A 21,570-nucleotide genomic window follows, 5' to 3' on the forward strand; every position below is an offset into this window, starting at 1 on the left:
TCAGTTACTGCTTCTGTTGTAGCTGCAGCTTCTTCAGTTTCAGTTGCTGCTTTTGAAGCTTCATTAGCAATTACTACGGCTGAGTTCTTTGATGCATGTTCTAAAGCAGTTGCACTTGCATGAGTCGCTTGAGATTTTGCTTTGTTCGCAAAAGAAGGATTAACCTTAGCTTCTTTCTCATCATCTTCTTCAGTTACCGCTTCTGCTTCGTCTTCATCTTTTGTTTTGACTACAGCATCAGTTTTAATAACAGTTTGCTTAGAATCAGAATCTTGATCCTTATCAGCATCTTCTTTGTCTTCTGTTTTCACAGCTGAATCAGAATCTACCTCTTCAGACTTTTCATCTTCTTTAACTGCAGCATCATCTTCTTTAACAGCTTCATCATCGGTTTTTACAGTTTCTTCTTTTTCAACATCTGTAGTTGCAGAAGTAGCAGCTTGATTTTCAACTGTTTCGTCTGCAGGTGCATTTTTAACCTCTTCTGTTGCTGGTTCTTGAACCTGAGCTTCCTCAGTTTTTGCCTCTTCAGTTTTTCCAACCTTACCTAATACGGCAGAGTTTGGATTAGCATGCAATTTTGCATTCTCGCTTGCATGGTAGATTGCTTGAGATTTGCTTGCTTTTCCAGAATTGGTCTGTTCTTTAACTGCAGGTGCTACAGGCTTCACTTGAACGGATGGCTTAGCATTTACATGAACCTTTACGCTTTGTTCACTTTTTACATGTACGTTTTGTTCAGCTTTTTCCTTGCCAAGACCAGCTGCTTCAGTAAAATGGCCTCCTGCAAATACTCCAAAAGTTAAGGCTCCAGTCAATACGAAAGATTTCACAACAGAATTAGGGTTTAAGTAATGTTTCATTTTTTTAATTCGCTCCTTTTATTATCATGTCCCGTGGCATCTAGCGGCGGTTAACCATTTTTAATAAAGGAGCTTCTTGTGGCGGTGGTGCCGGCGGCGCATTCACCCATTGATTAGTCAATAATGCAGACCGTGAAAGGTAAAGTTGAACAAATTTGATCTCATAGTATTTATTCCATTCAAACCACTTATCCAACGTACTTATCGTGTTCAGTCCCTGGCTCACTCGATCATTTGACGACCCGCCTGAACTATTGGAACGTTGAGTTGGGTTTGTCGCCTGATCAGCGTTAGGAATCTCATCCTTTTTGTCAGGGACCTGTTTTTCACTTACTGGTTTTGCTGCAAGTGGTTCATTAGGTTCTAGCTTTTTCGGTTCCGATAAGTGGGAATCTTCCCTTTCAGTCTCTAATCGGTTCTTGATCTGGCCTGGATTATTTACACCAAGATTAGAAGAAACAGACAAATTCTTGGAAGTCTGCTTATCCTTGCCTAACCCTTGGTTACTTTCGTTTGTCATGGCTTTTTTCTGTTGGCCTGGTGCCTCAACGTTTTTCTCTGTCTTTTTTATAACAGACTGGACGTTTCCTTTTGCCTGAGCCGGCAAACTTTTCGGCGCTACCGCTGCCTTTTGTGATGCAGCTTTTTGAGTACCATAGTTGGATACCTGTTGTTTTACGGCAGCCTGGTTTTTATTAGCAGGTGCAGGTACTGTTTTTTCCGGTGACTTTGCTTGGACGTCAGCTTGCAGTTTTTTGCTATCAGCTTGTGCTGCATGTACAGCCGTATTTTGTGAATTCTGCTGCTCGCTAAGCTCGTTCTTTTCTGCAAAGGCATTGTGTGGTAAAAACAAGGCTGCTCCAACCATAAGGCCTGAAATAATAAAATGGCGGAAGTGCAATCTCTCACCCCCTTTCAACGAATCATTTCTTACATGACAGCATTCGACTCGTTGAAACATTTTTTGACCGTTTTCTCCTTTTCACAAAATAAACCATTCTTTTTGCCTATCTCACGTGATTCAATTGGCTCGTATTTTTCGTACCTTTTAATAAAATCGGACTAAGCCAGTTAAAAGAGATGCTCCCAAGGATGATTAATCGGGCGCATCTTTTTTTCGATAATTCAATTGTACAAAATTTAATTGTTGACTATTAATGAGTTTGCCGTTATGATTTGATTGTAATATTTAGTTGTACACAATTTAATTTTATAAAATTAAAGGGAGAGATTTTTCAAATGGAAGCATTATACACAGCAAGTGCAACCGCTGAGGGCGGAAGACTAGGAAAGGTGACTAGCAGTGACGGCACACTAGATTTAGCACTGTCCATGCCAAAATCCCTTGGCGGACAAGGTAAAGAAAATGCCACAAATCCTGAACAATTATTTGCAGCCGGATATGCCGCCTGCTTTGATAGCGCCTTAAATTTAGTGGCACGACAAGCAAGAAAGCGGATTGAATCTAATGTAACGGTAGAAGTTTCTTTAGGTAAAGACACGGACGGAGGATACAAATTAGCAGCTGCCTTAAATGTGGCAATAGCTGGTGTCTCTTTCGAAGAAGCAGAGGAATTAGTAAAACTTGCACATGGTGTTTGTCCATATTCTAAGGCTACTAGTGGTAATATCGAGGTTCAATTAACTACTAGGTTACTATAAAAGGAAAGTAGAAAGGGAAAGGCTTCAAACCTTTCCCTTCTAATCCGATGCTTCCTTATTAAGATTTCTCCGATTCTGACTTATCATGGATTGGTTCGCCGCCTACAGCGTAGCGGTAAACCAGTTGACCGCCAAACCAGCCCCCAATCAGCAGAAAAATAAGCCCTAACAAGGAGAGAGAAACGGAACTCATTAACCGCCAACCGGAAAGTATATCAACACCAAAACGTATAAAAAAGCTGCACGTATACAAAATGATTGCCGTAATTATCATGATCATATGACGCATTGCCACACGATCAGCGCTCCCCTCCTGAGGGATGGCCATAAAGTCAATCATTCCAGTAATAAGCGCTGGCAGGGACAAAACCAGTCCTATGGCAAGGTTATAAATTGAAAAACTCCACCAGAACGAAGCATCCGTCCAGATTCCAAGCAGATCACCAAGGAACGATACTGGTAATAAGGCCATTGGAAAATGGGTAACGGCAGGGTGTACCGGATGCCCCAAAAACCTTAACTTGCCCCGCTGTTTCATTTAACGCCCACCCCTTACAAAACTCCAATAAGTAAGAGAACATATGCGATAACGGCAGCTAATGCATGAATGACGATTAGACCTTTAGGATGAGGCTTCTGGCGTAAATGGAAGGAAAAGAGGACGAATCCTCCAAGCGCGGCGATGATGAATAGAATTAAGGAGGTAATAACAAGTGAGCCTGCATTTTCCTGCACGACCCCAAGGATTAAAGTGATAAGACCAATTGCTGCCACGGCTCCATGGATGAGCGATATGCTCATGGGCAACTCTTTCTGACGAAGCCCTAAAACCCCAAGCACCAGACCGCCAAGCGCCGCAATGGCAAAAAGAATAACAGATGAGAACAGCATCTTTACAATCCCCTCCATTTTTCAATTTTTAAGCAGTCCACATTGGACAAAAAGAAACTATAAATCTAATTAATCAATATAAATATTGATTAATTCGGTTTCTACATTATACTTCTGAATTAATCAAAGAATAACTTGTTTAAATAAATTTTTTGAATTTACTTTTCAAACTAAAAGAAGTATCCCTGTTAACCAAATTGGGATACTTCCTTATCTCCTATTTCGCCCGATGTACGGTTTACAACGTCTTGACGTTTTACAACGAACTTAGTTCTTCTGTATATTTGCAAAAAATCCCCTTGGTTATGACTCAATTGTTTTTTCAAAAATAAATACAGATACAGCCATATCCTCTTCAATCTTTGCATCCGAAAATAAATGAAGCAGCTTTGAACCGACAAGCTCCTCCATTCCCTCAGGGACTTGCTCCTTATAAATGTCCTGTATCATTTGGGTTCTGGCACTATGAATCACTTTTTTACCTTCTTGGGATTGTGTAATAAATTTTTCGGTTGAAGTCAGAATACCATACATGACGGTGACAGCCATATTCTCCACGAAATGAGTAAAAATTCGCTCCGGTCCCTTTCCATAAATCTCTTTCCGCATTTTCCGCACAATATCATTAAACGCTGTTTCTTTTTTCCCCATGTTCTTGCCTCCTAACACTTTGGTACTATACAGCAAAGTCTGCAAAAAATTCAAACGGCATAAATTTATCTTGTTTTTTTTGAAGAGAGGAGTATAATCAAGGCTGTTAGACATAATTTAGACAAATTTAAGAATGGAATTCTAATAAAACATTTTGTTAGAACTCTATTTATTATTCCCAATGGAATGATTCATTAGTAGGAATTGCTAATTGATTACTCCACCACAAGATCTCATTAGATGACTTCTTGTGGTGGAGTTTTTTGTTTGGAATCCCATCAGTCGCATTTCCGGCTGAAAAGAATAGGAAAAAGGATTAGAAAATAATTAACTTTTATTTTATCAGGGGGTTTTTGGAGGAATGTCATGGGTAGTTCTACATTTTATCGGAATCATGTCTTATGCAGCAAGTGGTGCATTTGTTGCTCTTGAAGCAGAATATTCTTTTATTGGAGTGTACGCATTGGGATTAACCACAGCCTTCGGAGGAGGGATGGTTCGAAATCTGATTATCGGTGTCCCTGTATCTGAACTATGGGAGCATTCCATCATTTTAACGGTTTTAATGACACTAACATTCATCGTACTATTACCGCTAAAGTGGATTGATCATTGGAAACGGTGGAGTTTATTTTTTGATTCCATTGGACTTGCTTCCTTCGCTCTCCAAGGAGCACTGTCCGCCAGAGAGGTTTTTTCTAATGATTTGGGTGTAATGATCTTGGCATCGATGTTTACCGGCGTCGGAGGAGGGATGATTCGTGACATCATAGCTGCTCGAAAACCTCTTGCTTTAAAAGAAGAAATTCATGCGATTTTAACGATTTTATGTGCTATGTGTATTTGGCTGGGTTGGAGCAGCCCGCTCAAGTTGACTCTGATTGTCCTTGTTGTTGTTGCTTTACGCATGTGTGCTATTCGATATCAGTGGCGGCTTCACCTACCCTGCAATCTTAACAGGGGTAGCAAAACACAGATGCATTTTCCTATATTACCTCTGGGTAAGAAATCTATAGGAAAATCAATCTATGAAAAAAGCGAATAAAAGTGCAAATTTATGTGCAATTTTCCTAAATATTCACATACACTATTTTATAAAATGAATGAATAAATCATTCATTCTTAAAAGGAGTGTTAGTGATTATGAAAGAACAAGTATGGAATCTTCAGGACAAATATGTATTGATTACAGGCGCAACAAATGGAATCGGGCTTGCAGCAGCAAAAGCTATTGCTGCACGTGGAGCAAATATCGGAATCATTGCCAGGAATCAGAGAAGGGCAGAAGAAATTTCTATACAATTAAAGAAGCAAACGAGTAAACCGATAAAAGTGGATATCTTCATTGCTGATCTTTCCTCTCAAAGTTCCATTCGCCAAGCAGCTGAACAAATACTGGAAAGGTGTCCACAGATTGATTTATTAGTGAACAATGCCGGAGCTTTATTCGATACCCTTCAGATGACGGAGGATGGTGTGGAAATGACCTGGGCATTGAACCACTTGGCACCTTTTCTTCTCACTTCGCTTCTATTAATCCGTCTAAAGGAAAGTGATTCAGCTCGGGTGATCAATACCTCATCACATGGGCATAAGATGGTGAAAAACGGTTTTGATTTTAATAATATCAACGGTGAATATTTCTATACGGGAGTTAAAAAGTTAATGGGCGGTCCAACACTTCGGTATGCTCAGACCAAGCTCGCTACTATTTTATTTACATCTGAATTGGCTCAGCGGCTAGAAGGAACAAATATTACCGTTCATTGTTTCGACCCTGGACTCGTTGCCACGAATTTTAATCAAAACAATGGGAGGATGGCCAAAGCGACAATGGCTGTTATGAAGCTCTTTTCCCGTTCACCGGAGGAGGGAGCGGATACATTGGTTTGGCTCGCAGAAATGAAGGATGTCTCCTGGCTAAACGGCAAATACTGCGCTGACAGACAATTAAAGGAACCGACGGAAGTGGCCGCTAACAGAGAATTGGCCAAAAGACTTTGGGAAATAAGTGAGGAACAAGTTGGGGTATCATTGAAATAATTTTTATAATTTATTCATGTAAAAAAAACTTATAGAAGAGGATGAATAAGGGTGACACCATTAAATGATCACCAACTGGACCAGCTCCGTGATGAACGGAAAGAACAAATAAAGAAAGCTGCTCTAAAAGTATTTGCCCGCCGGGGACTAATTGGAACGAAAATGAGCATGATCGCTCTGGAAGCGGGCATTAGCCAAGGTCTATCCTATCGATATTACAGTTCCAAGGATGAGCTTTTTATTGCACTTGTTCAGGATGCGATCGAAGAAACGGCTAAGGCATTTGCAGCATTCGGGCTCATGCAAGGATCTCCTTTAGAAAAAATCAAAGAATTTACCATAAATATGCTGGATGAAAGCAATCGACATTCCTTTATGCTCATACAGCAGGTACAAACATCCGATGAAGTACCTGACAAGGCAAAAGATATTGTCCAGCAATATCCAACCAGTTCTCTTATTGAACAAATGGCCCCCATCTTTAAAGAGGGGCAAGAGAAAGGGGAATTTAGTAAAGGCGACCCTGCTGAGCTTTTGATGCTCTATTTCTCCGTCATTTCCGGTTTGATGCTGCTGCCTCACGGATTAGATGGGGTTAACTTAATTCATCATGTTGATAATTTAATAAAAATATTAAAGGAATGAGGCAAACAAATTCAAGTCACCTATCATCATGGACTCTAACAGGCACTTATGACAGTAGGTGACTTATTTTTTTGAATGTATTCGCTCCTAATAAGTTGAGCTATGACGGTTCACCGCACCTGTTAAGAGGCAGTTTTTTCATCTTTAATTAACGACGGCCAGCTTTTCTTTTAAACGTCAAAGTGGACCAATATATCGACACTACCAGTATTAACAAACACCACCCAACAGCTAAACCAATATGGTTTGTTACCTCCCCCCCCATGAGGAGGGCTCGAATCGTTTCAATTACTGGTGTAATCGGCTGATTTTCGGCTATTCCTTGCAGCCATTTCGGCATTGTATTTATGGGAACAAAAGCACTCGAAAGGTAAGGTAGAAATAATAATACAAATCCGTAGCTGCTGGCTGCTGCGGGATTTCCTGCCACAAGTCCAATGGCTGCAAAAAGCCACGTAAAGGCCAGGATAAATAATCCAATCATCCCAACTGCTGCACACCAAGAAAGAATACTGGCATTAGGATGGAAACCTACTAGCAGACCAATGATGATGACAACTCCTGTTGCAAGGAGATTGCGAGCTAGGCTTGCGACAACATGACCAGTGATGACATTTATGCTTTGTATGGGCATTGTTCTAAAGCGGTCAATAATTCCATTCATCATATCTGTGGCAACGTCAACTGCTGTAGACGACGATCCGAATCCTGCACATAACAAAATGATTCCTGGGACCACATAATTTACATAATGCCCGCTTGAATCGATTGCTCCGCCAAACACATACGTAAATAGCAGCATGAGCATAATCGGCAGTGCTATTGCCATAATCAAGGCATCTACATTTCGCAGGCTATGGAGAACGCTTCTTCGAATAAATACCATAGTGGTAATCAGTGCGGATGTTTTTTGCATCTGGTTTTCTAACATTAAGATCCCTCCTTTTCCGATGTTAGTGATAAAAATACATCATCCAGGCTCGGTCTGCGGATACTCATTCGTGTTCCTTCGGGCACCCCGGAGGCGATATCTTCAATGATCTGTCTGATATCCTCTATTCTTCCGCTTGTTGGAATCTCATGGATAATTTCATCCTTGTCATTCCGTAATTCCACCATTTCTTTGCCAATACGGGATTTCATTTCCTCCGGAGTTCCCGTAGCAACAATCCTCCCTTTTGAAATCACAGCAATGGTATCCGCAAGTTGGTCTGCCTCTTCTAAATATTGTGTTGTCAAAAAAATTGTGACGCCTTCCCGTGCCAATTGAAGAATAATATCCCACAACTCACGCCTGCTGCGTGAATCAAGTCCGGTCGTTGGTTCATCTAAAAAGATAATTGGCCTTGGAACCACTAAGCTGACGGCCAAGTCCAAACGGCGGCGCATTCCGCCTGAATAGGTTTTTACCCTTTTCTGCGCAACCGCCGTTAAATCAAATTGTTGAAGTAGTTTTTTTCCCCGCGAGCGAGCCTCTAAAGCTGAAAGACCGGAAAGTCTACCCATCATTTGTAAATTTTCTGTCCCTGTTAACATTTCATCTACTGCAGCAAACTGTCCGGTGAGGCTAATGGAACTTTTCACTTTTTCTTTATTACTCTTAATATCCAAGCCGTTAATCAATGCATCCCCTGCATCGGGTTCTGCCAAGGTAGACAGAATATTAATCAACGTGGTCTTTCCTGCACCATTCGGCCCAAGCAAGGCAAAAATTTCACCCTTTTGAACAGTAAAGTTAATGCCTTCTAAAACCATTTGGTTGCCAAATTTCTTTTGGAGTCCATTTACTTGAATTGCAAGCTCATTCATGCGTTTTCCTCCCTTTATGATGATACTAATTTGTATATACAATAAACAGTTTATTGCATACACAGTATATTATATATACAATTAGGTCGCAACCATAATTTTGAAAAAATTTTAAAAAAATATATGAACGTCATAAGCAGAGGAGAAATAACGATGAAGGAAAAAGAACTGAAGGATTACGAATTGGAAGGGCTGCCTTCCGGAATTGCCATCAGCTGGGGGCTAAATAGACAACCTCAGCGCGGGCCGAAGCGGGAACTTAGTATTGAGCAAATTGTCGAAACGGCCATCAACATTGCCGACAAGGAAGGACTTGCAGCACTTTCGATGAACAAGGTTGCTTCAACCTTAGGTTTCACGACCATGTCACTTTATCGATATATACCCAGTAAAGATGATTTACTGTTATTAATGCAGGAGAAAGTGGCGGATATTGATTACCCAGCTGATGAACCTGAAGTTGATTGGCGGGACAAAATGCGTCAGTATGTTAAACTCAGCATTAACGTATTTCAGGTTCACCCGTGGTTTGCGGATATCCCGATTACGAGTGTGCCGCTTACACCCAATCAGCTTAAAATGGTTGATCTTGCGCTCCGAACCACTCGCAATATTCCCTTAAATGATTTTGAGAAAATGTCGATAGTTCTGCTATTGAGCGGTTATGCACGTTGGTGTGGGACCATCATGAAGGATATGAATATGGCGATTCAAGCTGGAAAAAGCCCCAGTGCGATAAGCGGCCTTGACTACAGCGGAGCTCTAAAAAAGCTGGTTACTCAAGAACGCTATCCAGACCTTTACCCCGTGTTAATGTCCGGAGCTTATACCGAGGAAAATAAGGAAGAAAACACAATTGGAGATGACTTCGATTTTGGACTCGAACGGATATTGGATGGAATCGAACACTACTTATTAACAAAAGAGAAGAAAGTGGAAGATTCAAACTAGAAATCATTCATAGGAAAATGCCTGTCATGCCCCGAAATCCGAAATTTCGATGTTAAAGTGAATGATAAAAATTGAAAAAAGGCTTCCTCACAAACAATCTGTGAGAAAGCCTTTTATATGTTTACTTAGATTAAAAAGTAGTTCCCGCATTAACAATATACCAAACATTCCCGACTCCCTGGCCAGTTACATCGCCTTTGGCTTTGTCTTTAATCCAATAATATAACGGATATCCTTTATAGGTTACTTGCTCGGCTCCATTATCTTCCCGCTTGATCGTGCCAAAATCACTTGGGTTAAAGCCTTCAGGCACTTTGAAGTCTTTTGCTGAAAACGCCGGCCAGTTTTCCAGACATTGTCCGCTGCAATTGCTTTTTCCAGCTTGATCCTTCGTAAAATAATACAAGGTCATTCCTTTTGCATCCGCTAAGTATTTGCCAATCTTGGCATCTTCTAATAATTGTAATTGATTGGCGTTTGCCTCTTCAAAAGTGGTTTGGCTATTAACAATAAACCAGACATTCCCGACTCCCTGACCAGTTACATCGCCCTTTGCTTTGTCTTTTATCCAATAATAGAGCGGATATCCTTTGTAAGTTACTTGCTCTACTCCATTATCTTCCCGCTTGATCGTTCCAAAATCGCTTAGGTTAAAGCCATCAGGCACTTTGAAATCTTTCGCTGAAAACGCCGGCCAGTTTTCTAAACATTGCCCGCTGCAATTGCTCTTTCCAACTTGATCCTTTGTAAACCAATACAACGCCATTCCCTTTGAATCCGCTAAGTATTTTCCAATATTCGTATTATCTAATAGTTGTAAACCATTCTCTTCGGACTTACTCCCTTTGTCAGCTGTTACTGTTTCGGTTTTTGGCTCCTTCTTTTTCGCAGTCTGATCGGTCTGGCTGTTACAAGCCGCTAATACTAAGATGACTGAAAAAACTACTAAGAAAAACATCCACTTCTTCATTTAAGTCCCTCCCCAAAAATTGTTTACATTTGAGGAAACGGACAATGTTTAAAAGCGGTTTGATGGTTTTAAAATTTTTTTCAAGAAAAATTCTTATAAGGCATATAACTTCACTCTGATTATGAAGTTTTCAAATTTATCGGCGAATTTTGCGACTTTATCGGCGAATCTGCGACTTTATCGGCGATTCTGCAATTTTATCGGCGAATCATACAGCAGCCGCTTCTTTAAAACAAAAATAAAAAAGGCATCTCCAACGTTCTAATAGAAAGTTAGAAATGCCTAATAAATATATTCGACTGATAACCTCAACGGTCTTTTCGTGAATGAACCTGTTCTCCTTGGACCCAGACTTCACGAATGTTTTCCGGCCGGACCAGGTACATGATTTTTTGAAAAATATCGTTTAAATCTTCATTTGCATCATAAATAGGCAGCTTGGCAGTTTCTAATGTAGTATCGATGAGTTGGACATCCCACACATATTTTTCCGCAATGCGGCCGATTGGCAGACTTAAACTTTCCCCTCCGCCAGCGGTGGCCAAATAGAACGCTTCATTAATCGTAATCCGTGAATTCGGAACTCCGCGTTCTTCAGCAGAAAGAGTCGTATCAACACCATCCTCCAACATTCTCGATGACATCACCGCTTGTCGCACATTATCGAACAGACCTGGGGAAAATCCTCCTGAAATATCCGAGCCTAATCCAATTTCTACCCCTTTTGAATGGAACCGAGCAATTGGAATAACGCTATTGGCAAAGTAGGCATTGGAAATAGGACAATGACAAACAGCCGTACCCGTTTCGGCAAAGAGCCCCGCATCGTCGTCATTTAGAAAATTACAATGCGCCATAACAGACTTTTCACGTAATAGTCCAAAATCATTTAAAGCAAACGCATCATTTTTATGAAAACGATCTTGGACATACCCATGCTCCCAGTCACTTTCACTGCAGTGCGATTGGACGTAAGTATCGTACTTTGCGGCTAATTCTCCTAAGCCTTTTAATGTATCGTCTGTACAGCTCGGAATAAACCGAGGTGTAACGACTGGATAAACCCCCTGTTTCGTTCGCTTCGTCAATTCACGAACAGCTAAAATAAACTCTTCCGTATCCGCCAAGGCCGAAACAGTATCAGCGTCACGATAATATTCAGGGGTTTGGTCGGGGTTATCCATGACGACCTTCCCCACTAGTCCCCTCTGCCCTTTTTCGGCACATATTTCTGCCAGCAATAAACTCGCTTCTTTATGGACAGTTGCAAAATAAAGCGCGGTCGTTGTCCCGTTGGCTAGTAAGGCACTGACGACATCCTCGTACACATTTTTCGCAAAGTCTAAATCGGAAAATTTAGACTCAATCGGAAAGGTATACGTGTTCAACCATTCATAAAGCGGGATATCCAATGCCGTACCGGCCTGGGCCCACTGCGGAGCGTGCACATGTAAATCGATAAAGCCAGGTAACAAATACTGACCTTCATCCAAACGTTGAAAATTCTCTGTGCCTTGGTAAGCATCTAATAAAGCTTGATAGCCCTTATCCTCTGGCGCTATCATTTTTTCAATCATTCCATCCTCGTTAATACAAAAAAGATGGTCTTTTAAAATTTGAATTTCTTTTGGAGATTGACTTGTAAAAGCAGTCCCTTGAAAAACTCGCGTATATGGTTTCATAAATGACACCCTCGTATTCTTGATTTCCTATTTGTTATTGTAGGGGAATGAACATGGTAAGTCCAACAAACGAAAGAAGCGATGACGCTGAGACCAAAATAACCAAAAAGAACGATATAACCAAAATATTGTCAGATAATTCACTAAAATTTATACTTCATTTATTGATAGCGAGTTTCTATCATATTCATCTTGTTTAACTTGTAAGTGTTTACATTATTTTAAACCTAATAGATTAGGGGGATTGTCAATGAAAATCAATTTTAAGAGCCTTACCACGCAAGTTGTAATTGCCATTGTCCTTGGGATTGTCTTTGGTGCCTTATTTCCGAAAATGGGTTCCGAATTAAAAGTATTATCCGATATTTTTGTCAAAATGATCAAAATGGTCATTGCACCGATTATCTTCTTAACCATTGTCGTCGGTATTGCCGGTATGGGGGATATGAAGAAAGTCGGCCGAATTGGCGGAAAAGCTTTACTTTATTTTGAAATCGTTTCCACCATCTCTTTGGCGATCGGTATTCTGTTTGCTACGATTTTTAAGCCAGGTGCAGGGGTCAATGCCCACAGCGCAAAAGCAGACATTAGCCAATTCACCAAGCAGGCAGCCGAAGGAAGCCACAGCTTCATGGACTTTATTATGGGAATCATCCCTGAAAACTTTATTGGTGCTTTAGCCAACGGTCAGCTTCTTCCGATTCTTTTCTTGGCCGTCCTATTCGGCATCGCCTTAGCAGGCCTTGGCGAAAGAAGCAAGTCTGTCATTGATTTATTTGAAAAATTATCCGAAACCTTCTTCCGAATTGTAAACATCATTATGTATTATTCACCGATTGCAGCTTTTGGAGCAATCTCCTATACGATTGGCCAGTTCGGGATTGGTTCGCTTTTATCCCTCGGAAAATTGTTCGGGTTAACGGTATTGGCGATGGCAGTATTTATCGTTGTCATTCTCGGCGGAATTGCAAAATTTTATCGTTTTAATATCTTCAAATTTATCAGCTATATTAAAGACGAAATCTTTTTAGTATTAGGTACATCCTCTTCTGAATCGGCTCTTCCAAAAATGGTGGAAAAGCTAGAAAACTACGGATGTTCAAAATCCGTTGTCGGTCTTGTTGTACCGACGGGGTATTCGTTTAACTTGGATGGAACCTCCATCTACCTATCGATGGCCGCACTATTTATCGCTCAGGCTTTTGGAGTTGACTTAAGCCTTGGACAAGAAGTCACCCTGCTTGGCGTATTAATGCTTACCTCTAAAGGGGCTGCAGGTGTAACAGGCTCCGGCTTTGTTACCTTGGCAGCAACTCTCGCAGCATTCCCAAGCGTTCCGGTTGAAGGAATTGCCCTTCTTCTAGGGGTCGACCGCTTTATGTCTACTGCCCGTGCCCTGACAAATCTTATTGGTAACGGGGTTGCTACGGTGGTTGTTTCCAAAATGGAAAATGAGTTTGATGAGAACGCGGCAGTAAAGTCCTCTTTAAACAAAACGGCGTAACCATGCTTACACATGTATAACTTTCAGCCACGGTATACGTGGCTGTTTCTTTGGTTTTTCGCCAAAAAGTAAGCTATAATGGGCAAAAATGCAAGGAAAGGAGAGAATTCATGGAACCGATCCGAGTTTTGATTGTCGAGGATGATCCGATGGTCATGGAGATTAACGCGGAATTTGTATCGAAGCTGCCAGGTTTTACGTTAGTCGGAAAAGCCTTTTCTGGCAAAGATGCCCTGTCCTTAATCAAGGAAGTCCATCCTAATCTCGTCCTGCTTGATTACTTTTTGCCGGACATGAACGGATTTTCCCTCCTTCAGCTAATTAGAAACGAAAACTATCCTTTAGATGTCATTCTCTTAACAGCCAACCGCGATCCCCAGCATGTCCAGGAAATTTTCCGCGCTGGGGTTGTCGATTATATTGTTAAGCCGTTCCGGTTTGATAGATTCCAATCGGCGCTGGAGCAATACCAAAATACCTTTAAAAAATTCAAGGAAAACCGGCTATTGGAACAGGCTGATTTGGATGCGATGACAAGAGTCCATACAAAGCAGCCGGAGCCTGAAGAGTCCTTGCCAAAAGGATTAAATGACAGGACCATGAAGCAGGTTTTGCAATTTTTAGATGGGCAGACAGAGCCTCTGTCATCTGATGAAGTGGCCGCTGGAACTGGTTTAGCGCGGGTTACGGTACGCCGTTATTTAGACTATCTGGAGAAAAAGGGCGATATCCTCATGGAAATTCAATATGGTTCTGTCGGCCGCCCTATGAACAAGTACCGATTATAGAAAGAGGGGGTCTTGTGCGACATAAAAAACCACTGTTTCGTCTGCAAACGACCATTACCCTTCTCGTCTGCGGAGTAGTGGCATTAGCATTATTTGTAACCGACCTGCTCATTAGCCGGGAAATCGGGAACACTACCAAAAACAATCAAGCAGAAAAAGCAATGAATATTGCCAGGATGACCGCTCATTCTCCCCTTATTCTAGAAGCACTCGAGCATAAGCGGAGCGAAGGCGACATCCAGGACTATACCACTGAAATGGCGAAGGTAACAACCGTCGAATTTATTGTCGTTCTTGATATGGAGGGGATTCGGAAATCACATCCTAATCCTAGTAAAATCGGTGAACGATTTGTCGGCGGGGATGAAGGGCCTGTCCTTCATGGCCATGAACATATCTCAACGGCCAAAGGAACCTTAGGCTACTCTTTGAGAGCGTTTACACCTGTTTACTCAAGTTCAGGGAAACAAATTGGCGCTGTAGCGGTTGGAATTTCCCTTGATAAAGTCAAACAAGATGTAAGAAACAGCAAAAAGGTTATTATTCTTGCAGTAATTTTTGGAGTCATAATCGGCGTCATCGGCGCTGTTATTTTAGCTAGAAAAATTAAGAAAAGCATGTTTGGACTAGAACCGTTTGAAATCGGAAAATTACTGGAAGAGCGAAGTGCCATGCTTCAATCGACAAAGGAAGGCATTCTGGCAGTTGACCAAGACGCCCGGATCACGCTTATTAATAATGAAGCACTGCGTTTATTCGAAGAGGCAGGGATTAAGGAAAATCCAGCAGGACGCTCGGTCGACGAATATATCCCACAGCTTCATCTAAAAAATGTCCTGGAATCAGGAAAACCCCGGCTGAATGAAGAAATTGATTTATCTGGTATTACCCTGTTAACGAATCAAGTGCCCATCCAAGTTGGAAATGAAATGGTGGGAGCGATCACGACCTTCCGCAACAAAACGGAAATCAATAAACTGGCAAAAGAGCTTACGGGAGTCACACTCTATGCGGAAGCACTAAGGGCCCAGTCCCACGAATTTATGAACAAGCTTCATGTTATTCTTGGGTTGGTTCATCTCGAGCGCTATGAAAAGCTGGCCGACTATATTAACCAGATTTCCGATCACCTTCAAAGCGAGGTCGGTTATATCGTTAGTAAAATAAAGGACCCGGCCTTAGCGGGGTTCATTCTCGGGAAAATGAGCTACGCAAGAGAGCTGGGTTCGGAGCTTTCCTTTACAGCAGAAACGGTTTTGCCTGAGCCTGCTTCACCTGAAATCACACATGAATTAATCACCATAATCGGCAATTTAATTGATAATGCATTAGAGGCTTTCACAGACCAAGAAAACAAAGAAGTATTGGTTCATTTTGACTATTACGATCAAGAGGTTTTCATCGAAGTAGCCGATAACGGTCCTGGAATGGACGAAGAACTGGCTGAAAAAATCTTTATTAAAGGCGTTTCGACAAAAGGCAAGGATCGGGGCATTGGATTATCTCTCGTGAAACGAAGTGTAGACAGACTTAAAGGGCAAGTAGAACTTTTTACAAGTGTGGGAGAAGGAACTAGATTTACCCTTACATTCCCCTATCACATCAGAGGGGAAAACAAATAAAAATGACCATCAAGGAGTGTTCAGAATGGCAATTGGAAAAGGTACAAGTACACATATTATCATGCGTTTACAATTAGATGTAGAGGTTTTTTCATTCGGTGAAATTGCCAGCTGCATCAGTAATGCAGGCGGCGATATTATCGGGGTCGATGTCATTTCCTCGAGCAAAACTCATACCATCCGGGACATCACCGTCAATGTCCCTGGTTTGAAGCATAGCCGACATTTAGGCGAGTTAATCTCCAAGCTGAAGGGCGTAAAGGTCCTGCAAATTTCGGACCGAACCTTCCTGATGCATCTAGGAGGAAAAATTGAGACCGCACTCAAAACGAGAATAAAGAACAGGGAAGATTTGGCGAGGGTTTATACACCAGGGGTAGCAAATGTCTGCACTGCGATTGCCGAAGAACCTGAAAAAGCTTATTCGTTAACAATTAAGCGTAACACGATTGCGGTTATCTCAGACGGAACTGCCGTGCTTGGCCTTGGGAATATTGGACCGTATGCCGCTATGCCAGTTATGGAAGGTAAGGCGATGCTCTTTAAACAACTGGCGAATGTCGATTCGTTCCCTATCTGCCTCGATACGGAAGATACGGAAGAAATTATTCGAACAATTAAAGCCGTGGCCCCGGCCTTTGGCGGAATCAATTTAGAGGATATTTCCGCACCAAGATGCTTTGAAATCGAAGAAAGATTAAAGCAAGAGCTCGATATCCCTGTTTTTCACGACGATCAGCATGGAACCGCCGTTGTGCTTCTAGCCGGACTCTTAAATGCATTAAGAATTACCAATAAAAGACTTGAAGATATCAAAGTCGTCTTCACTGGCATTGGCGCCGCAGGAATGGCGTGTACAAAGATTCTCCTTTCAGCTGGGGTTCGCAACATTATTGGAGTGGACAGGCATGGGGCAATCCACCGTGATGTTCAGTATGACAATCCATATTGGAATGCCTATGCTAAAATGACCAATCCCGATAATCTAAAAGGTTCCTTATCAGAGGTTATTGTCGGGGCTGATGTTTTTATCGGCGTTTCCGCTCCTGGAATCTTGAAGGTTGAGGACATTAAAACGATGGCGAAGGATCCGATCGTATTCGCCATGGCTAACCCGGAACCGGAAATTAATCCGGATATCGCCGAGCCTTATGTGCGGGTAATGGCAACCGGCCGCTCCGATTACCCGAATCAAATCAATAATGTTCTTTGTTTTCCAGGCATCTTCCGCGGTGCACTCGACTGCCGTGCGAGTAAAATTAATGAAGAAATGAAGGTGGCGGCAGCGAAAGCGATTGCATCCGTTGTGTCGGACGAGGAACTAAGCGAATCGTATATCATTCCGAGCGTATTCAATGATAAGGTCGTAGAACGGGTCCGCGCAGCCGTGGTCCAAGCAGCCCATCAGACAGGCGTCGCACGGAAAGAACCGCGCCCTTGATGTTTGCTTTTTCAAGTTTATCGGCGAATTTTTGAGGTTTATCGGCGAATCTATGCACTTTATCGGCGAATATTCAATTTTATCGGCGAATCCTCAATCCTATATTTCACAGATATAAGAAAACACGCATCAGCGGTGCGTGTTTTCTTTTAGCCTTTTACCGGTTTAACGTTATTCATTTTGTGCTACGTAACCCAATGGAGGATTGTAACGCCTTTACGGTCACGTAGACTCGTGCTACGTGACCCAAATGTGGTTCCAAAAGTCAATACGGTCACGTAGAGAGGTTCTACGTGACCCAAATGCAGCCAAATGTCAAATTACGGCACATATATAGGGCACTATAAGAGACACAATCAAATTTCCCAATATCAAACAGTTCGCTGTACATTAGACATGTATTTCAATAAAGTAAGAATGTGCCATTGTTCATAAAAAGGAGGAGTTCGAAATGAGAACAATAAAGCTAGGAAGCAGCTCATTAGAGGTACCGGTACTGGCCCTTGGCTGTATGCGAATTAACTCGCTGGACAAGCCTGATGCTGAGCGCTTTGTCCAAACCGCTTTAGAAGAAGGGGCAAACTTTTTCGACCATGCCGATATTTATGGCGGCGGGACATGTGAGGAAATCTTTGCTGATGCCATTCATATGAATGCAGAGGTTCGCGAAAAAATCACTTTGCAATCCAAATGCGGCATTCGCAAGGGCATGTTCGACTTTTCCAAGGAGTATATTTTAGAGTCCGTCGACGGAATCTTAAAACGCCTGAAGACGGAGTATCTTGACGTTCTCCTGCTGCATCGCCCGGATGCGCTTGTGGAGCCTGAAGAAGTCGCTGAAGCTTTTGATATTCTTGAAAGTTCCGGAAAAGTACGGCATTTCGGTGTATCGAACCAAAATCCGATGCAGATTCAACTGCTACAAAAATTTGTCAAACAGCCTCTTGTGGCAAACCAACTGCAATTAAGCATCACGAACGCCACGATGATCTCGAATGGTATTAATGTTAATATGGAAAATGATTCGGCCATCAATCGCGATGGAAGTGTGCTTGATTTTTGCAGATTGAATGATATTACTATTCAGCCATGGTCTCCCTTCCAATATGGATTTTTTGAGGGCGTATTCCTTGGCAGCGACAAGTTCCCTGAGTTAAATCAAAAGATTGATGAAATCGCTGCTAAATATGAAGTGAGCAACACGACCATTGCGATTGCGTGGCTATTACGTCATCCGGCCAAAATGCAGCCAGTCATTGGCACCATGAATCTAGACAGGTTAAAAGATTGCTGTAAGGCAAGCAAAATTCAACTGACACGGGAAGAATGGTATTCGATCTATCGTGCTGCGGGCAACATACTTCCCTAAATAATAAATAAGTCGGCCTCTTGCAATGAGAGACCGACTTATTTTTCTAAAATTTCTACTCCAAATTACTATGCCGGCCAAACGCCTGGGAATGGTCCACTTCGTTCAGCTTGCCAAACAGCAGGCAGATTGTATCAAACAAAATAAGCACACTTTGGTCAAACAGAGATCCAAGTGGCTGAATCGTTTGTAATTCATTCTCGCGCCGGTATTTAGTTGCTGCCGGGACATGAAGGATATGTGTAGATGCCGCAGCCAGTGGTGACTCAGGATTGGTGGTAACCGCCATAACCGAGCAGCCGATTGATTTTGTTTTTTCAGAGGTCCAAACCACACTCTTCGTTGTCCCCGATCCCGAAACCGCCACCAACAAATCCCCCTGTTCAATCGACGGGGTAATCGTTTCACCCACTACATACACCGTTGCCCCCAAATGCATCAATCTCATCGCAAAAGATTTCGCCATTAAGCCAGAGCGGCCTTCACCAATAATAAAAATTCGCTTCGCATGATGCAATTCGGACGCCAATGTTTCGAGCTGCCCTTCTTCCACCTGACTGATAACCGTTTCTACTTCTTTTAAAATTGTTTGGATGAATGACATCTTTTATTCCCCCTGCCCAATCGCTTGTTTAAATTTTGCCGCGGCCTCTGACGGATTGTTTGCTTTTGTAATCGCCGAGCCCACAATGACCACTGATGGATTGATTGTCTTTCTTAGACTTTCCAACGAATCCAACGTAATTCCGCCCGCTGCGGCCAGTTTAAGAGTCGGATCCGTAAGAAGTCCGCCGTGCTTTGTTCCCAAGTTCTTTGCTCCGGTTTCCTCTTGCTCATCCTTACTTACATGAGCGCAAAAAATGGCTTCGTTATACTTCAATAAATCCGATACTTGCTCTTTTGAGGTATTCAATAAATCAAACATCACCAATTTGTTAGAACGTTGGGCAACTTTGATGCAAGCATCAATCGTTACGAGCGGGGATACCCCCATAACCGTGGCGATATCTGCCCCGGCTTCAAAGGCCATCTCAAATTCGTAACGGGAATTGTCAATCGTTTTCAAATCGGCCACAATCACCTTATTGGGAAAAGCTTGCTTTAGCTCTTTAACACTGCTCATCCCAAATTCTTTAATTAAAGAGGTACCTACCTCCACCCAATCAACAGAATCCTCCACTTGTTTGGTAAGTTCAATGGCTTCGGCAATCGTCATTCGGTCCAAAGCAAGTTGTAATTTCATCGTTATAATCTCCTTACTAAATCGGTTTAGTAAAACTGCAAATGAGATGGTGTCAGGCACCCGCCTACACCATCTGGCTTGGGAACACATACTCTTCCGGTTCCCGCTCGACTTTGTTGATTTGATCAAACAGCAATTCCGCAGCCTTCCGCCCCATTTCCGAGGCCGGCTGGACAATAAAAGAAATCGGCGTTTCGACTAAATGAGCAAACGGAATATTATCAAAGACGATCAGTTCAACATCCTTGCCAAGTTTAAGACCTTTTTCTTTTAAAAATTCCACAACCGCTAGAAAAACACGGTCATTTCCAGCAAACAAAGCAGTCGGCCGCTCCTTCAAGGAAAAGAGTTTTTCTAATTTGCCCTGCATTTCACTAATGCTGGATTCAATAATGAACTCATCGGTTACCTTTAAATCAGCATCTATCAACGCTTTTTTATAGCCTTCCAATCGATCCCGCCGCGTACTGACCGTTAACGGCTGCACCGCAAAGGCAATGTTTTGATGGCCCTTTGCAATCAAAGATTGAATGGCCTTATAGGTGGACATCACGTTATCGGTTAGCACCGAAAATGCATCGAGATTTTCTACCCTTCGATCGACAAACACGACTGGATAGCCTTGCTTGATCATGCTTTCATATAAATCATTATTTTGTCCAGTTGGAAAAATAATTAGGCCGTCGACCTGCTTAGCCCGCAGCATCTCAATATATCGCTTTTCTTTTTCCGGATTATCATCAGCGTTGCATACGATGGCGTGTAAATCGTGATCTTGGCAGAAGTCTTCAATTGCACGGCTAATCTCCGTTGATAAATAGTGCATGATATTGGCCACGATGATGCCGACCATCGAGGTCCGCTTTTGCTTTAAGCTTCTTGCAATATAATTGGGCTGATAGCCTAGCTTTTCTATCGCGTCTTCAATTTTTTGTTTTGTTTTTTCACCCATGTATTCAAACCGTTTGTTAAGAAATTGTGAAACGGTACTTTTAGAGACACCGGCTTCTTTCGCTACATCGGCCATTGTTACTTTTTCCATACAATCCACTCTTTCAATCTGCATCAATGACTTCATTTTAGCGATAAATCATCGGTTTTTCCAGTTTTGTAAATATTGTTTTTAGATAAGAGCTGAGTGTTCATTGCCCGTGTTGCAATAAATATTGCTCATACGGTAAATGAAATGGACGTTCATTGCCCGAGATGCACGAAAAGGAGCTCTCACGGTAAATGAAATGGCTGTTCATTGCCCGCGACGGTCATTAAGAGAGATTCCTAATTCCCATCAGCTTTCATAAAGTGTCGTGACGGTCATTAAGCGAGGCTCCTAATTCCCATCAGCTTTCATAAAGTGTCGTGACGGTCGTTAAGAGAGGCTCCTAATTCCCATCAGCTTTCATAAAGTGCCGGAACGGTCATTAGGAGAGGCTCCT

Annotated in this window: 22 protein-coding genes; 10 read left to right on the forward strand and 12 right to left on the reverse strand. The window is 42.1% G+C overall.

Features of this window, described 5'->3' with window-relative positions:
* Together V7161_RS02760 and V7161_RS02765 are read right to left on the reverse strand one after the other, a co-directional pair.
* Positions 1–863 (reverse strand): hypothetical protein (locus tag V7161_RS02760; RefSeq protein ID WP_335442166.1); only part of this gene is annotated, 863 nt, incomplete at its 3' end.
* A gap of 40 nt (positions 864–903) precedes the next feature.
* On the reverse strand, positions 904–1,764 hold the full coding sequence (locus tag V7161_RS02765; RefSeq protein ID WP_335442167.1) for a hypothetical protein: 861 nt from the start codon (positions 1,762–1,764) through the stop codon (positions 904–906).
* A gap of 338 nt (positions 1,765–2,102) precedes the next feature.
* On the opposite strand from V7161_RS02765, the gene V7161_RS02770 reads away from it, so the two are divergent.
* On the forward strand, positions 2,103–2,525 hold the full coding sequence (locus V7161_RS02770; RefSeq protein ID WP_335442168.1) for an organic hydroperoxide resistance protein: 423 nt from the start codon (positions 2,103–2,105) through the stop codon (positions 2,523–2,525).
* A gap of 58 nt (positions 2,526–2,583) precedes the next feature.
* Here the strand turns inward: V7161_RS02770 and V7161_RS02775 are convergent, their stop codons facing one another.
* From V7161_RS02775 to V7161_RS02785, 3 genes are all read right to left on the reverse strand, one after another.
* Positions 2,584–3,063, reverse strand: a complete 480-nt coding sequence (locus V7161_RS02775; protein ID WP_335442169.1) for a DUF2231 domain-containing protein — start codon at positions 3,061–3,063, stop codon at positions 2,584–2,586.
* A gap of 14 nt (positions 3,064–3,077) precedes the next feature.
* Entirely contained in the window at positions 3,078–3,416 is a 339-nt protein-coding gene (locus V7161_RS02780) for a hypothetical protein (RefSeq protein ID WP_335442170.1), read from the reverse strand.
* A 303-nt stretch (positions 3,417–3,719) separates the two neighbouring features.
* Entirely contained in the window at positions 3,720–4,067 is a 348-nt protein-coding gene (locus V7161_RS02785) for a DUF2294 domain-containing protein (RefSeq protein WP_335442171.1), read from the reverse strand.
* 361 nt (positions 4,068–4,428) lie between these two features.
* On the opposite strand from V7161_RS02785, the gene V7161_RS02790 reads away from it, so the two are divergent.
* From V7161_RS02790 to V7161_RS02800, 3 genes are all read left to right on the forward strand, one after another.
* The gene (locus tag V7161_RS02790) at positions 4,429–5,112 is read left to right on the forward strand and encodes a trimeric intracellular cation channel family protein (protein WP_335442172.1); all 684 of its coding nucleotides are present in this window, start codon (positions 4,429–4,431) and stop codon (positions 5,110–5,112) included.
* A 98-nt stretch (positions 5,113–5,210) separates the two neighbouring features.
* Positions 5,211–6,110 (forward strand): SDR family NAD(P)-dependent oxidoreductase, encoded by a 900-nt coding sequence (locus V7161_RS02795; RefSeq protein ID WP_335442173.1) that lies wholly within the window; start codon positions 5,211–5,213, stop codon positions 6,108–6,110.
* Between the two features lie 51 nt (positions 6,111–6,161).
* Entirely contained in the window at positions 6,162–6,755 is a 594-nt protein-coding gene (locus tag V7161_RS02800; RefSeq protein ID WP_335442174.1) for a TetR/AcrR family transcriptional regulator, read from the forward strand.
* Between the two features lie 148 nt (positions 6,756–6,903).
* On the opposite strand, the gene V7161_RS02805 is transcribed toward V7161_RS02800, so the two are convergent.
* Together V7161_RS02805 and V7161_RS02810 are read right to left on the reverse strand one after the other, a co-directional pair.
* Positions 6,904–7,686 carry an ABC transporter permease gene (locus V7161_RS02805; protein ID WP_335442175.1) on the reverse strand — a complete coding sequence of 261 codons (783 nt, stop codon included), beginning with the start codon at positions 7,684–7,686 and terminating at the stop codon, positions 6,904–6,906.
* A complete protein-coding gene (locus V7161_RS02810) occupies positions 7,686–8,564 on the reverse strand; it encodes an ATP-binding cassette domain-containing protein (protein WP_335442176.1) in 879 nt (292 codons plus the stop codon). The genes V7161_RS02805 and V7161_RS02810 overlap by 1 nt, the downstream gene beginning before the upstream one ends.
* A gap of 153 nt (positions 8,565–8,717) precedes the next feature.
* Between V7161_RS02810 and V7161_RS02815 the strand changes: the two genes are divergently transcribed.
* On the forward strand, positions 8,718–9,515 hold the full coding sequence (locus tag V7161_RS02815; RefSeq protein ID WP_335442177.1) for a TetR/AcrR family transcriptional regulator: 798 nt from the start codon (positions 8,718–8,720) through the stop codon (positions 9,513–9,515).
* 130 nt (positions 9,516–9,645) lie between these two features.
* Here V7161_RS02815 and V7161_RS02820 read toward each other — a convergent pair whose 3' ends face one another.
* Together V7161_RS02820 and guaD are read right to left on the reverse strand one after the other, a co-directional pair.
* Positions 9,646–10,485, reverse strand: coding sequence for a hypothetical protein (locus V7161_RS02820; protein ID WP_335442178.1), 840 nt, complete (start codon positions 10,483–10,485; stop codon positions 9,646–9,648).
* A gap of 308 nt (positions 10,486–10,793) precedes the next feature.
* Positions 10,794–12,167, reverse strand: coding sequence for a guanine deaminase (gene guaD / locus V7161_RS02825; protein WP_335442179.1), 1,374 nt, complete (start codon positions 12,165–12,167; stop codon positions 10,794–10,796).
* A 250-nt stretch (positions 12,168–12,417) separates the two neighbouring features.
* Here guaD and V7161_RS02830 point away from each other — a divergent pair, with 250 nt between their 5' ends.
* From V7161_RS02830 to V7161_RS02850, 5 genes are all read left to right on the forward strand, one after another.
* Positions 12,418–13,671 carry a dicarboxylate/amino acid:cation symporter gene (locus V7161_RS02830; protein WP_289987262.1) on the forward strand — a complete coding sequence of 418 codons (1,254 nt, stop codon included), beginning with the start codon at positions 12,418–12,420 and terminating at the stop codon, positions 13,669–13,671.
* A gap of 110 nt (positions 13,672–13,781) precedes the next feature.
* Entirely contained in the window at positions 13,782–14,459 is a 678-nt protein-coding gene (locus V7161_RS02835; protein ID WP_335442180.1) for a response regulator, read from the forward strand.
* A gap of 14 nt (positions 14,460–14,473) precedes the next feature.
* Entirely contained in the window at positions 14,474–16,081 is a 1,608-nt protein-coding gene (dcuS, locus tag V7161_RS02840; protein WP_335442181.1) for a DcuS/MalK family sensor histidine kinase, read from the forward strand.
* A 25-nt stretch (positions 16,082–16,106) separates the two neighbouring features.
* The gene (locus tag V7161_RS02845) at positions 16,107–17,522 is read left to right on the forward strand and encodes an NAD-dependent malic enzyme (protein WP_335442182.1); all 1,416 of its coding nucleotides are present in this window, start codon (positions 16,107–16,109) and stop codon (positions 17,520–17,522) included.
* Between the two features lie 451 nt (positions 17,523–17,973).
* A complete protein-coding gene (locus tag V7161_RS02850; RefSeq protein WP_335442183.1) occupies positions 17,974–18,891 on the forward strand; it encodes an aldo/keto reductase in 918 nt (305 codons plus the stop codon).
* Positions 18,892–18,946: 55 nt separating this feature from the next.
* Here the strand turns inward: V7161_RS02850 and hxlB are convergent, their stop codons facing one another.
* The 3 genes from hxlB to V7161_RS02865 form a co-directional block, all read right to left on the reverse strand.
* Positions 18,947–19,495, reverse strand: coding sequence for a 6-phospho-3-hexuloisomerase (gene hxlB / locus V7161_RS02855; RefSeq protein WP_335442184.1), 549 nt, complete (start codon positions 19,493–19,495; stop codon positions 18,947–18,949).
* Positions 19,496–19,498: 3 nt separating this feature from the next.
* Positions 19,499–20,134 (reverse strand): 3-hexulose-6-phosphate synthase, encoded by a 636-nt coding sequence (gene hxlA, locus V7161_RS02860; RefSeq protein ID WP_335442185.1) that lies wholly within the window; start codon positions 20,132–20,134, stop codon positions 19,499–19,501.
* Between the two features lie 64 nt (positions 20,135–20,198).
* Positions 20,199–21,176 (reverse strand): LacI family DNA-binding transcriptional regulator, encoded by a 978-nt coding sequence (locus V7161_RS02865; protein ID WP_335442186.1) that lies wholly within the window; start codon positions 21,174–21,176, stop codon positions 20,199–20,201.
* Positions 21,177–21,570: the final 394 nt, after the last annotated feature.

The organism is Neobacillus drentensis (genome assembly GCF_036965425.1).
Taxonomy (GTDB): Bacteria; Bacillota; Bacilli; order Bacillales; family Cytobacillaceae; genus Neobacillus; species Neobacillus drentensis_F.

What these genes read in the sequence shown, in the direction of transcription:
- V7161_RS02770 (WP_335442168.1), top strand. Translation starts at nt 2,103, where the DNA reads ATGGAAGCATTATACACAGCAAGTGCAACCGCTGAGGGCGGAAGACTA.
- V7161_RS02775 (WP_335442169.1), bottom strand. Translation starts at nt 3,063, where the DNA reads ATGAAACAGCGGGGCAAGTTAAGGTTTTTGGGGCATCCGGTACACCCT.
- V7161_RS02780 (WP_335442170.1), bottom strand. Translation starts at nt 3,416, where the DNA reads ATGCTGTTCTCATCTGTTATTCTTTTTGCCATTGCGGCGCTTGGCGGT.
- V7161_RS02785 (WP_335442171.1), bottom strand. Translation starts at nt 4,067, where the DNA reads ATGGGGAAAAAAGAAACAGCGTTTAATGATATTGTGCGGAAAATGCGG.
- V7161_RS02790 (WP_335442172.1), top strand. Translation starts at nt 4,429, where the DNA reads ATGTCATGGGTAGTTCTACATTTTATCGGAATCATGTCTTATGCAGCA.
- V7161_RS02795 (WP_335442173.1), top strand. Translation starts at nt 5,211, where the DNA reads ATGAAAGAACAAGTATGGAATCTTCAGGACAAATATGTATTGATTACA.
- V7161_RS02805 (WP_335442175.1), bottom strand. Translation starts at nt 7,686, where the DNA reads ATGTTAGAAAACCAGATGCAAAAAACATCCGCACTGATTACCACTATG.
- V7161_RS02810 (WP_335442176.1), bottom strand. Translation starts at nt 8,564, where the DNA reads ATGAATGAGCTTGCAATTCAAGTAAATGGACTCCAAAAGAAATTTGGC.
- V7161_RS02815 (WP_335442177.1), top strand. Translation starts at nt 8,718, where the DNA reads ATGAAGGAAAAAGAACTGAAGGATTACGAATTGGAAGGGCTGCCTTCC.
- V7161_RS02820 (WP_335442178.1), bottom strand. Translation starts at nt 10,485, where the DNA reads ATGAAGAAGTGGATGTTTTTCTTAGTAGTTTTTTCAGTCATCTTAGTA.
- guaD (WP_335442179.1), bottom strand. Translation starts at nt 12,167, where the DNA reads ATGAAACCATATACGCGAGTTTTTCAAGGGACTGCTTTTACAAGTCAA.
- V7161_RS02830 (WP_289987262.1), top strand. Translation starts at nt 12,418, where the DNA reads ATGAAAATCAATTTTAAGAGCCTTACCACGCAAGTTGTAATTGCCATT.
- V7161_RS02835 (WP_335442180.1), top strand. Translation starts at nt 13,782, where the DNA reads ATGGAACCGATCCGAGTTTTGATTGTCGAGGATGATCCGATGGTCATG.
- V7161_RS02845 (WP_335442182.1), top strand. Translation starts at nt 16,107, where the DNA reads ATGGCAATTGGAAAAGGTACAAGTACACATATTATCATGCGTTTACAA.
- V7161_RS02850 (WP_335442183.1), top strand. Translation starts at nt 17,974, where the DNA reads ATGAGAACAATAAAGCTAGGAAGCAGCTCATTAGAGGTACCGGTACTG.
- hxlB (WP_335442184.1), bottom strand. Translation starts at nt 19,495, where the DNA reads ATGTCATTCATCCAAACAATTTTAAAAGAAGTAGAAACGGTTATCAGT.
- hxlA (WP_335442185.1), bottom strand. Translation starts at nt 20,134, where the DNA reads ATGAAATTACAACTTGCTTTGGACCGAATGACGATTGCCGAAGCCATT.
- V7161_RS02865 (WP_335442186.1), bottom strand. Translation starts at nt 21,176, where the DNA reads ATGGAAAAAGTAACAATGGCCGATGTAGCGAAAGAAGCCGGTGTCTCT.